The 11,726-nt window shown below is 46.6% G+C and carries 11 protein-coding genes; 5 read left to right on the top strand and 6 right to left on the bottom strand.

Annotated features, from left to right (window positions below):
* Window positions 1-414: 414 nt before the first annotated feature.
* Window positions 415-1,041, bottom strand: coding sequence for a DUF2301 domain-containing membrane protein (locus O9300_RS02935; protein WP_287969941.1), 627 nt, complete (start codon window positions 1,039-1,041; stop codon window positions 415-417).
* 147 nt (window positions 1,042-1,188) lie between these two features.
* On the opposite strand from O9300_RS02935, the gene thiO reads away from it, so the two are divergent.
* The 3 genes from thiO to O9300_RS02920 all read left to right on the top strand — a co-directional run bounded on the left by thiO (window position 1,189) and on the right by O9300_RS02920 (window position 4,510).
* Window positions 1,189-3,165: a glycine oxidase ThiO gene (thiO, locus tag O9300_RS02930; RefSeq protein ID WP_287969939.1), complete on the top strand. Its 1,977-nt coding sequence runs from the start codon at window positions 1,189-1,191 to the stop codon at window positions 3,163-3,165.
* A gap of 54 nt (window positions 3,166-3,219) precedes the next feature.
* Complete coding sequence (locus O9300_RS02925; RefSeq protein ID WP_287969938.1) at window positions 3,220-3,972, top strand: SAM-dependent methyltransferase; 753 nt, start codon at window positions 3,220-3,222, stop codon at window positions 3,970-3,972.
* Between the two features lie 199 nt (window positions 3,973-4,171).
* Window positions 4,172-4,510: a hypothetical protein gene (locus O9300_RS02920; protein WP_287969937.1), complete on the top strand. Its 339-nt coding sequence runs from the start codon at window positions 4,172-4,174 to the stop codon at window positions 4,508-4,510.
* Window positions 4,511-4,564: 54 nt separating this feature from the next.
* On the opposite strand, the gene O9300_RS02915 is transcribed toward O9300_RS02920, so the two are convergent.
* Window positions 4,565-6,085 (bottom strand): TolC family protein, encoded by a 1,521-nt coding sequence (locus O9300_RS02915; RefSeq protein ID WP_287969947.1) that lies wholly within the window; start codon window positions 6,083-6,085, stop codon window positions 4,565-4,567.
* A gap of 94 nt (window positions 6,086-6,179) precedes the next feature.
* On the opposite strand from O9300_RS02915, the gene O9300_RS19390 reads away from it, so the two are divergent.
* Window positions 6,180-6,323 carry an addiction module antidote protein gene (locus O9300_RS19390; RefSeq protein ID WP_287731161.1) on the top strand — a complete coding sequence of 48 codons (144 nt, stop codon included), beginning with the start codon at window positions 6,180-6,182 and terminating at the stop codon, window positions 6,321-6,323.
* Here the strand turns inward: O9300_RS19390 and ggt are convergent.
* The 3 genes from ggt to O9300_RS02895 form a co-directional block, all read right to left on the bottom strand.
* On the bottom strand, window positions 6,320-7,864 hold the full coding sequence (gene ggt, locus O9300_RS02905; RefSeq protein ID WP_287969936.1) for a gamma-glutamyltransferase: 1,545 nt from the start codon (window positions 7,862-7,864) through the stop codon (window positions 6,320-6,322). The genes O9300_RS19390 and ggt overlap by 4 nt on opposite strands.
* Window positions 7,865-8,028: 164 nt before the next feature.
* Complete coding sequence (gene lpxD, locus O9300_RS02900) at window positions 8,029-9,060, bottom strand: UDP-3-O-(3-hydroxymyristoyl)glucosamine N-acyltransferase (RefSeq protein WP_287969934.1); 1,032 nt, start codon at window positions 9,058-9,060, stop codon at window positions 8,029-8,031.
* A gap of 191 nt (window positions 9,061-9,251) precedes the next feature.
* Window positions 9,252-10,136, bottom strand: a complete 885-nt coding sequence (locus O9300_RS02895) for an all3515 family Zur-repressed PEP-CTERM protein (RefSeq protein ID WP_287969933.1) — start codon at window positions 10,134-10,136, stop codon at window positions 9,252-9,254.
* Between the two features lie 310 nt (window positions 10,137-10,446).
* Here O9300_RS02895 and O9300_RS02890 point away from each other — a divergent pair, with 310 nt between their 5' ends.
* Window positions 10,447-11,472, top strand: a complete 1,026-nt coding sequence (locus O9300_RS02890) for an ABC transporter ATP-binding protein (protein ID WP_287969932.1) — start codon at window positions 10,447-10,449, stop codon at window positions 11,470-11,472.
* A gap of 121 nt (window positions 11,473-11,593) precedes the next feature.
* On the opposite strand, the gene O9300_RS02885 is transcribed toward O9300_RS02890, so the two are convergent.
* The coding region (locus tag O9300_RS02885; protein ID WP_287969943.1) for a transposase at window positions 11,594-11,726 on the bottom strand (133 nt) is incomplete at its 5' end.

The raw sequence follows: 11,726 nt of genomic DNA, 5'->3' as shown, positions 1-11,726 counted from the left end.
ACTGTTCCTCCCATCGAGATATATTCTGAATCGTAAGTTATAACTATTATAATCTCATTTCTCTTTGTGATCAGGTTCAAGATTTTCTAGTTTTTGACTGCTATAAGCATTAATACTCATTGCACAAGTGAGATGCTCCCTATCAGGACAGGCAAAAGGTAGAAGGCAATAGGCAAAAGGGAGAATGAATAATCAGTCTTTAATAACCGGATTTAGTATGACAGTATTAAATAGAAGTTTCCTACTGTCTTTTCACTGATTACTGATTATCCCAGAAGGGTTAAGGATAAACCAGAAAGAGACAAAGAACAAAAAGGTGAAAACTGATCACACAAAAGACAAGAGAGGCATTTAGATACGCGGGCAGCTGACTTAATTTCCCGAGTATTTTCCGATTAATCTCTGGAGAGTTAATCAATGGTTAAGATGTTCAAAGACTGATTTATCACCGATATCGTTGGGGAGAGGTTGGCTTAACTTTCTCAGAGCAAAGATAAGGAATAAAGTCGCCCAGAGAATTAATAGCCCCTTTTCCCAATTTAAGGGCAATATCCCCAAAAGATGACCGAGTAAAAGGGTGGGAACTAGAGGGGTTAAAAACTTGGTTTCTAGACGATTAAAACAAAAAGCTTCTTTGAAATAAATCCCCGTGAGACTAGCAAAAATAAAGCCCACACCCAATAAACTCACCGGATGGTTATAGACAAATTCTAGGGGAGAAAGGTGAGAATAGAGGCTGAAAATTAGGGAAGTAATCGCCCCGATTAGCCAAAAAACTTGCAGGAGACGATGGAGGGGAATTAAATAAATATGGATAGTCAATAAACTGATGCCTAACCCCAGACAAAAACCCATGTATAAAAGGTTAGTCAGGGGCAGTAATTGCGGTCGGGTGAGAACTATAATTGTAGCGACAGCGAAACTAAAAGCCGCTAAATTTAACCCCAGACGGTAGAGACGCACACCTAGGCGATCGCTATCCGTAATCGTAAACTCTCCGAATTGACCTTGATAAACTTGATCGACAGCAGGGGAAGTCATAAGCTCTAAAGAAAAAGGGAAGCTTAGAAAAGATCGACTAAAAATCATCTTAATCTTAAATTATGCCAGTAGCCTCACTTCTCCCTCCTCTCGGCTGACTAATTGCGAGTTAGGATCAAGGTTACATTTCCTTTAGATTTTTAAGCCATGTCGTTGAACCAAGAATCCCTCGCTTTTAGCCATGGGAGGGTCAAGAACTCAACTAGCGAAATTTTGATCGTGGGCGGTGGTATCATCGGATTAGCGATCGCCGTCGATTTGCAATTGCGCGGGGCAAAAGTTACCCTCCTAGTTCGAGATATAGCTCAGGCCGCTAGTCGTGCGGCTGCGGGAATGTTGGCCCCCCATGCGGAAGGAATTCCCCCGGGTCCCTTTCTCGATCTTTGTTTACAATCGCGCTGGCTATATCCAGAATGGAGCCGCAAAATCGAGGATTTAACGGGGATAAACAGCGGTTACTATCCCTGCGGTATTCTTGCTCCCGTTTACGAGCTAGATCAGCCCGTTACTACCGAGGAAGTTAATAAAATTTGGTTAGACAGCAATGCAGTTCACCTCTACCAACCCGGACTAGGTAAAGATGTGATCGGTGGTTGGTGGTATCCCGACGATGGACAAGTGGATAACCGGCAGCTATTGACTGCGCTGCAACAAGCGGCCGAAAATTTAGGGGTAGAAATTCGCCAAGGCATAGAAGTCCACGCCATACAGCAAAAGCAGGGAAAAGTCAAGAGTATTTATACCTCAATTGGGGAATTAGAAGCAAAAATTTACATTTTAGCGGCGGGATCCTGGACGAGTCAACTTTTACCCCTCCCTATCCATCCCGTCAAAGGTCAAATGGCCGCGGTAAAAATGCCCCCTAACCAGACCTTAACTAGGGTTTTATTCGGTCCGCAAACCTATCTAGTTCCCCGTCGCCATGGTCGTTTAATTATCGGGGCCACTTCCGAAAAAGTCGCCTGGCAAACGGGTAATACACCCCAAGGACTACAAACCCTTTTTGAGCGCGCTACCCATCTCTATCCCGCTTTAGCTGACTGGGAAATCGAGGAAATGTGGTGGGGATTCCGCCCGGGTACAGCGGATGAATTGCCCATTTTAGGCCGCAGTAGCTGTGATAACCTGATTTTAGCCACCGGTCACTATCGCAATGGCATTTTACTCGCTCCTGTCACTGCTTCCTTGATCGCTGACCTGGTGATTAATGACAAAGTTAATCCCATTTTGACCCATTTTAGCTGCGATCGCTTTAATCAACCATCACCCGTTACTGTTCCACCTATGTCCTTAACTATCCTTGAGAATAAACCCCAAGCGCTTTTATCGCCCCAGAATGATCGCCTCACCATTGCCGGGAAAACCTTTCACTCCCGCTTGATGACTGGGACTGGCAAATATGCCAATCTGACGACTATGCAGGAAAGTATTAGTGCCAGTGAATGTCAGATTGTCACAGTTGCCGTTAGACGAGTACAAACGAACGCACCCGGTCATGAGGGATTAGCAGAAGCGATCGATTGGTCGAAAATCTGGATGTTACCCAACACTGCTGGTTGTCAAACGGCCGAAGAAGCGATTCGGGTGGCCCGTTTAGGGCGAGAAATGGCCAAATTATTGGGACAGGAAGACAATAACTTTATTAAACTCGAAGTTATTCCCGATCCTAAATATTTATTACCCGATCCGATCGGAACTTTGCAAGCGGCTGAACAATTAGTTAAAGAAGGTTTTGCCGTACTGCCCTATATTAACGCCGATCCTCTCTTAGCCAAACGTTTAGAGGAGGCTGGCTGCGCCACGGTTATGCCGCTGGGATCGCCGATCGGGTCGGGACAGGGCCTGAAAAATGAGGCAAATATCGCGATTATCATCGAATCGGCTAAAATTCCCGTGGTGGTAGATGCCGGGATCGGTACACCCTCAGAAGCGGCCCGGTCCATGGAAATGGGTGCGGATGCTTTATTAATTAACAGTGCGATCGCTATGGCAGCCAATCCGGCTATGATGGCGCAAGCCATGGGAATGGCGGCAAAAGCGGGACGTTTAGCCTATTTAGCGGGAAGAATGCCGATTAAGTCATCTGCTAGTCCTAGTTCTCCCCTGACGGGAACGATCGCCTAACCGATTAAGCTAGGAATGGGCTGTTTTCAGCTATTAGAGCCAGCAAAAATCTCTATGACTACAGACAATCAAACTGAGTATGTTGCCGCTTTAACTGATTTACACCGCGGACTTGACCGTAAAGGGCCTGGCGACTCTGACTTCTCCCTAAAAATTTTGAGTAATCTCTCTATTTTGCCCCTCAAGCCGCGAATTGCCGATCTAGGATGTGGAAGTGGTGCTAGTGCTTTACTGCTGGCACAATACTACCAAAGCCCTGTCATGGCAGTGGATTCCTCGTCGGTTTTTATCGACGAACTCAAAACCCGAGCAAAACAGCTTGGTCTTGAGCATTTAATCATTCCAATTCATGGTGACATGGCTAAACTTGATTGGTCAGTGGGTTCAGTTGATCTACTTTGGTCTGAGGGGGCTGCTTATAATCTTGGGTTTGAGCAGGCTCTTAAAATCTGGCGACCGCTTGTTTCTAACAACGGGATCGCCGTCATCTCGGAGATGAGTTGGTTTACTGATGAGCTGCCAGAGCCGGCTGTGGCCTATTGGCAAAACGCCTATCCTATGATGGGTAATGAGTTTGAGAATATCGTTCGGGCTAATAGGTCTGGTTTTAAGGTACTTTCTACCCAGAGGCTGCCCAGTCAGCTTTGGTGGCTAAATTATTATCAACCTCTCCGTGAGCGAATCGGGCAGCTGGAAATCAGCCCAAGTAGCCCATCGGTTATTCGTGAAACCGAAGAAGAGATGAAACTTTTTGAGAAATTCAGCAACTTCTATGGTTATACCTTCTATGTTCTGCAAGCGGCCTAGAAAAAAAGCCGTCTAATTTATGATCAGCTAACCCAGTGATCTTAAGCTAGGAATGGGCTGTTTTCAGCTATCGTGGGCGGGGCGAGAAAAATTGACTAGAATAAAAGAGGTGGAATCATGATCGAGAGTCTGCCGGGCAATTACCGTCATGGCCGCCAATGCTGAGACTACATTTTTTGATCACCGAGGTATATTGGCGATGATCACTAAAAATTCTTTATTATCAGGTTTGTTTCTGGGTCTGGGTTGGGTTGGCGTTAGCGGCAACCTAGTCTTGGCCCAATTGCCTATCAGTGAGCGTTGTTTAGCGGGGGCTGAATCCTGCGCTTACCAAAAATATCCCCAATACAATCAGCAATTAGACTTTCGTACCAGTCCCCAAATCGAGCAGCGGCGACTGAACACGATCGAAAATCAATGCGGTAGCATTAATTCCTCTCGTTGTAATAATCTGCGTCCGCAGGTGCAAGAGCTACAGGAAACTCCCACCATGCAGCAATTGCGGGAACAACAGATTAGAATTATCCAAACTCGTTAAAATAGGGGAGATTTGGCCATCTCCCCCCACACCACACATCAATAAATCGCACAATTAACGCACTTCAAACAAACGATTGTCCGGTAAATTACTAATCGCTCGCTGGAGACTATTCAAGGATCTATTGTAATCGACGATCGCCTGTAGATAACGGCTTCTGGCATCGGTTAAATCCCGTTGGGAGTTGATCACATCCGTTTGGGTTCCCACACCCGCCTGAAAGCGTAAACGGGCTAATCGCAGACTTTCCGTGGCGGATTCAATGCTTTTTTGCGAAGTTTTGATGTTTTCTTGGTTAGAAATCAAACTATAGTAGGATTCCTCCACTTGAAGGCGAATTTCATTGCGACGGAGGGAGAATTCCGTATCGGCGCGATCGATATTTCTTTCCGCTTGACGAGCGCGAGCAAAAGCACGACCACCATCAAAGAAAGTCCAACGAATCCGGCCACGGACGCTAAAACCATCGGCAAAACCAGCTTCATCACTGAGATCGTTGAGGACATTATACTCGCCCAGAAGGTCTACTTGGGGAATCACCGCCGAAATGGCGATCGAGCGGTCTTCTGCGCTAATTTCCCGTTGTAAGAGTTGTTGTTCTAATTCCGCGCGATTTTTGTAGGCCAAAACGATACTATCATCAAGACTCAAGCCCCAAGTCCCCGCCTCGCGAATCTCATCGGCAGCGGTTAACTCGATGTGCTGACCGACACTCAATATCTGTGCCAGTCGCCGTCGGGAAATACGCTGGGTAGAAATCGCCCGGGTTAAGTCTTGGTTAGCGTTAGCGAGGTCAACTTCCGCCTGTAGGACAGCAAATCGGGTTCCTAGTCCCGCTTGCTCCAATAATTGAGCATCCCGTAAACTTTGACTAGCATCTTCGATCGAGGCTTGGGCGATCGCTACTTGGGCATCACCCCTCTGCAATTCATAATAGGCATCGGTGGCATCAAAACGAGTTTGTTCCGAGACTCGTTCCACCTCTAATTCCCGTTGCCGGATGACCTTTTCGGCCCTTTTGATCTGGGCTGCCCGTTCACCCCCTGTATAAACCCCATAGACGATCTGAACAATACCCTGAAGGTTGGTACTATCTTCAGGGTTATCTGTACCAGCCAACTCATTCTGTCTTTGGGCAGCTGCCGATTGATCTTGAGTGAGACTGGCCTCTGCGGAGGCCGTGGGTAATAAAGCGGCCTGTTGTTCCTTTAATTGGGCGCGAGCGATTTCTAAATCGACCCTGGCGGTCTGTAAGGTCTGATTATTTTTTAAAGCTAATTCGATCGCTTGATTTAAGGTGATCGGTTGTACTACCCTAATATTCACCTCATCCGGTTTGGTGGGAAAAATTAGGGGATTGCCACTAGGATTAAGATAATTAGGGGCTTTGGGATCCGCTTCCGTGGTCGCCGGTGCCGCCGAGGGGCCGGGTAACTGAGAAACTGGATTGGCAGTAGGTTGCGGTTTCTTCAACAAATCCGCAGCGGACTGAGTTTGTGCCTTAACCGAGGATTCAGCCAAGAAAATCAACCCAAGCACCGCACTCACGGTAATACCATAACGCAAGAGCAACATGAGTATCTCGAAAGTAAACAGTAAACGATAAGAAGTAAATAAGCTCACACCACTATGTTTGCCGATTACTAATTACCGATAGTAACACGGGAGCTTGACTCGTATTGCTCGTGAGACGGGTTTGGGACGGGAGAGTCTCTATAAATCTTTGTCGAATCAGGGTAATCCAGAGTTTGCTACAGTTCTTAAGGTTTTGCAAGCACTTGGGTTACGCCTGCAAGTTGTACCCATTGCCTAAAAATCCCTAATCACTAATCCTACTCCATCCCGACGCGGATCGCCCGTAGCGGTTAATTCCCCCCGATCATTCACTGCCACCCCATGCACACCCCCAAAAAACATATTTTGTTCTTGCCACCGGGATACTTGAGTATTTGCGGGTAAAACCAGATTTTTGAGCATATTTTCCCGATCTTCTAAAGGTTCAATTCCTAATTGTTGATTTTCCCAATGTATGCGCGAGGCAGCGATCGCATCGGCTAAAGATTGCCGAAAATCGATTAAATTACTAATAACCTGCAAAATAGCGGTGCGAATGCGATTGGAACCCCCAGAACCGAGAACAAATCGCGGCTTTCCTTCCTCTAAAATCATCGTCGGGGACATCATTGAGGATAAACGACGATCAACGGGCCAATTGTGAAAACCAAAGGGATTTAAGTCCGCTTCCCCGATCATATTATTGAGCATAATTCCCGTCCCCGGCACGGTATAAGCTGATCCTTCCCCGTTGGAAAAGGTGGCACTGGCGGCATTACCTTCCCCATCGATAACACTAATATGGGTGGTACTGCCCCATTTATTGGGATATTTGCCTAAAAATTCCGACGAGAGGAATTGCTCTTCGATTCCCTCCTGATGGATAAAATTATCGTAGCCTTGGGCGCGCGCTTGATTGGTTAAGGCCATCACCTCCGTTAAAATTTGCAGATGTTTGGCTCCTAGATGCTCTAAAGCCGATAAATTAACTGCTTCTAGTAATTTTAGGGCAAAAGCTAGGAGAATTCCCCCAGAACTAGGAGGCGGATTAGTCAGTATTTCGTAACCCCGATATTGGGTTTTTAGGGGTTTTCTCTCAAGGACTTGGTAATGATTTAAATCCTCTAGGGTGAGATAACCACCCTCCTGCATATCCTTGGCGATTTGGTGGGCGATTTCTCCCTCATAAAAGTCTTTTACACCTTTTTTGCTTAATTCCTCTAAGGTGTTGGCAAAATCCCTCATCACACAGCGATCGCCAGCTTGGAGGAGTTTTCCTTGGGGAGCATAGACTTTTAAACCCTCTCTATCTTTGAGCAGAATCGAAGATAGTAAACCCAGGCAAAAGCCGTTATATTGGCTCAAAATGTAGCCTTGTCGAGCATATTCGATCGCTGGCTCCGCTACCACGGCAAAGGGCAATTTTCCCAGTTTTTTCTGCACTATTTCCAATCCCCGTAACGCCCCGGTCGTAGCGACCGCACCTCGGCCAATGTGAAAATCTTGACTAGCACCACCAAAATCGATCGCCACTGGGTAAAAGTCGATATTTGTCAAGGGTTTTTTATATTTGGGAGTTTGACAAAAAAAATCAAAAAGGGTATTGACTTTTTCTTTGGTATGTGCTAATAAAAAACCGCCGCCCCCCGCGGAAGCGAGGGTGAATTCGACCACGAAAGCCGCTAAAATCGAGCCAACTATCGCATCGAAGGCATTTCCGCCCATTTCTAAGATTAATTGTCCAGCTTCGGCAGTTTTTGGATGTCCTGCGGCAATAGCGCCCTTGCTTTTGCGAGTCACTTTGATTCAGTTATCAGTTATCAGTTATCAGTTATCAGTGGGGAGATGGGGGTGTGGGGTGTGGGGAAGTGGGGAAGTGGGGAAGTGGGGAGAAGGGAGAATAAATAGAAATAATCTCCTGTCTCCTGTCTCGGAGTCTCCTGTCTCCTGTCCCCTGAATAGGGCTATTTTTTCAACTGCTTAACCGCTTGATAGATTTCGGGTAAACGCTTGTAAGCGGCTGCTACCTTGAGGAATAGCTTATGGGGGATAGCGGGAGAGCCAGAAACCACTTCTCCTGCCCCGATATCGTTGTGAATGCCAGCTTGGGCGGTTGCGATCGCACCGTCCCCGATCGCCGCTTGATTGGCAATGCCCACCTGTCCCGCTAAAATAACACGATTGCCCACTTTTACGCCTCCTGCCATGCCTACCTGTCCGGCAAGGGCGCAAGCTTGGCCAATTTGGCAATTATGGGCAATATGGACGAGATTATCGATCTTAGTCTGGCTACCGATGCGGGTTTCTCCCACTGCCGGGCGATCAACGGCGCTATTGCAGCCAATTTCTACCCCATCTTCTAAGACCACGATACCCGATTGTTCCATCTTAAACCAGCCTTCGGGAACTGGCACAAAACCGAAGCCCTCAGCACCGATAACGGCGCCACTGTGGATAACGCAATCATTGCCGATTTGTACCCGTTCATGGATAGTACAGTTAGCGTGGAGAATTGTGCGATCACCAATATGCACCCCGGGGTAAACAACGGCGTTAGGATGAATGCACACCCCATCACCGAGGGTGACATTGGCTTCTACCACGGCATGGGCCCCGATGGCGACTTTATGGCCGATTTTAGCCGATGGATGCACCACGGCGGTGGCGTGAATGTAGGGTTGGGGCTGAAAGGGTTGATAGAATAATTTGATGGCGTGGGCGAATAAAAGTCGGGGATTGGCACTAGCTAACCAAGCGATGCCGCGTTCGTCGGCCTGTTGTTGTAAATTGGTATCCAGGGGCAGAATTAGGGCAGTAGCGTCAGTTTTGGCGACAAAGGCAGCAAATTTTCCCCCTTCGATATAGCTAATGGTATCGACTAGGGCGGTTTCGATGGGAGTTATGGCTTTAATTTGGGGATTTCTGTCGGGATAGGCAGTTAAACTGTGAGCAGAGACTAAAGGACTTAATTTTTGGGCAATTTCACTAAATTTCATAAATATATATTGCGATCAAGATAGGGCTTATCCTAGGATAGTTTAAAACTATACTGATAATCTTGTCGTTATTATAGTCAAAAAAGTTGCTAGTTTTTTAGGGAATAATCCCTGTTTTCCATTTCAACAAAGCCGATCTCGATCTAGAGCGATTTTGGAGATAAGTTTGCTCTCTCCAAAACCGATTGGTTTTAGTTTTTACTACTCGATCGAGTTAATAAAATTGACCCGAACAGTATTAAGGCGATCAGAGTTGATGGTTCGGGAACTGTTTGAAAATCTAGGTTAAAAATTCCTGACTCTCCCCAAGAAAGGCTAAGATCTACCAGCTTAAAACTGGCTGAATATTTTCCCGGTCGAGAGGCAAGAAACTTCGGTAAAAAGGAGAAGTTATCACCAGTCCCGATCGCATAGATATCGCCAGCATTAGCTAAAATTGTCTGTCCTAAAGAGTTAGCTACGGTTAATCCATCACTAATCTCTAACAGTTGTAAGGATAGGTTGGCATTACCTAAAGACCGATTCCACCGTCCCCCAGAACTGTTAAAAAGAGCTTGTTCTCCCAAGTCAGAGGAATTATTAATAGTTGCCACTGATTGCATCAGTAGATTGCTATATTCCTCCCCAGTGGCAGCACTAACAAAACTATTCTGAAAAATTCCTTTTCCTGCAATTAAGGAGAGAGGAGGCAATCCTGTAGAAGTCTCAGGAATGCGATTATTGGTGTTAGTGGGATTAACTACCGGATTACTAGACGGTCCGGAATAACTGTAAGTGCCGATACCGTGAAAATGAGGGGTTCCCTCTCGGTGAGCAACCAGAAGAGTTAACCGGTTATAGTTAGGATTGGCTAATCCCCCATAGATGCCCCGAGTTAAGGTGATTTGATTATCCACCCCGATATAAAATTCTGGCAAACTCTGACCAATGGCAGGCTCTTCAGCCTTAGCCACCGTTACCAGGGCGAAAGAAAGCGATAAAATGAAGCTAACAGTGATAAATGGATATTTAGGGCTTTTTTCGCCGATTTTATTCCCAGCACAAACTAATCCTACCCCAGAGACCTGTAGAACCATGATTTCTCTCCTTAATTAGAACGATAATCATTATCATTTTAGCGAAAAACCCTTGTTCCGATTCACTTTTGCCAACAAAGTTAATTTAAGTTAACGTGAACAATGCTGTCGGAATAAGTTGCCCGTGCCAAGAGGCAACGGTGGAACAGCAGCTAGTCCTTTGGGGATGAGCCCAAATCCCGTCAAAGTTTATCTTGATCGGAAAAGATCAACAAGGCTGTGTTAGGTTTTGCAGTGGGGAATCTGGGTTAAAATAGACCGAGAAAGTTAACAAAAAAATTGTCTCGCTCAAGTCGGCGAAAATCAGCTTATGACCCTTGCGGTGGCGATCAAAAACTTAAAAAAATCCTACGGTCAGACAGCAGCGGTTAAAGATATCTCCTTTACCGTGGCAGCGGGAGAAATCTTCGGTTTACTCGGTCCCAATGGTGCGGGGAAAACCACCACGATTCGCTGTCTTTGCACCCTTGCTAAACCCGACGGCGGCAAAATCGAGGTGGGGGGTGTCGATGCCCTGAATAACCCCAAATCCGCCCGTAAACGCCTGGGTTACGTTGCCCAAGAAGTCGCCCTCGATAAAATGCTCACCGGCCGGGAACTGTTGGAACTACAAGCGGCTATCTATCACATTCCTGCTCAAAAGTCAAGAGAGCGCATCAAAGAATTAATAAATCTTTTAGGATTAGAGGAATACGCCGACAAAAAAACAGGAACCTATTCCGGCGGCATCAAAAAACGGCTGGATTTAGCGGCGGGATTACTGCATCAGCCGGAAGTTTTGGTGCTAGATGAACCGACTGTGGGACTCGATATCGAAAGTCGTTTGATTGTCTGGGATTTTCTGCGACAATTGCGGGCGGCCGGAACCAGTGTGTTAATTACCAGCCATTATCTCGAAGAAATTGACGCTTTGGCCGATAACTTGGCAATTATCGACAATGGTATCGTCATCGCTCGGGGTACCCCCTCACAACTGAAGGAGCAACTGGGTGGCGATCGCATTACCCTAAAAGTGCGAGAATTTTCCCCAGAGGAAGAAGCTTTCCAAGCGAAAGAGTTATTATCCCGTCTGCCTTTTGTCGAGGAAGTGATCGTCAATACCGCCCAGGGTAACTCCCTTAATCTCATCGTCACGGCGAATAGCAATCCTTTAAGCAAAATTGAACAAACCCTAGCCGAATCGGGATTACCCGTGTTCAGCATGGCCCAATCCCGTCCTAGTCTCGATGATGTCTATCTGGCGGCCACCGGACGCACCCTGATGGATGCGGAAATTGCCGCCGCCAGCAGTCGCGACCTCAAGGCGGAGAAAAAACAAGCGATGAAGGAATCCTAGTCCGGCGAGAAAGGCTGTAATATTGCCTAATTGCCCGGTTAAATCTTCTATAATTGGAGCGAGAGGAATCCCGTTAAACCGCGTAGCGGTTAACGGGAGATGAATCGCCACCGGAATGAAACTAACGCGGTAGGGTTTCCACTTTCGGGGAGTTTTTTTGGTTCTCGACGTATTTTTTTAGTTGTTCGACAGTAACGCCGCCACAACTAGCCACGAAATAACCTCCCGTCCAAAAATAAGGTTTATTGTCGAAA

This window comes from Microcystis sp. LE19-195.1E, assembly GCF_027532095.1.
Lineage (GTDB): Bacteria > Cyanobacteriota > Cyanobacteriia > Cyanobacteriales > Microcystaceae > Microcystis > Microcystis aeruginosa.
Note: the sequence above shows the minus strand (reverse complement) of the source record. Positions and strands in the feature narration are given on the sequence as shown.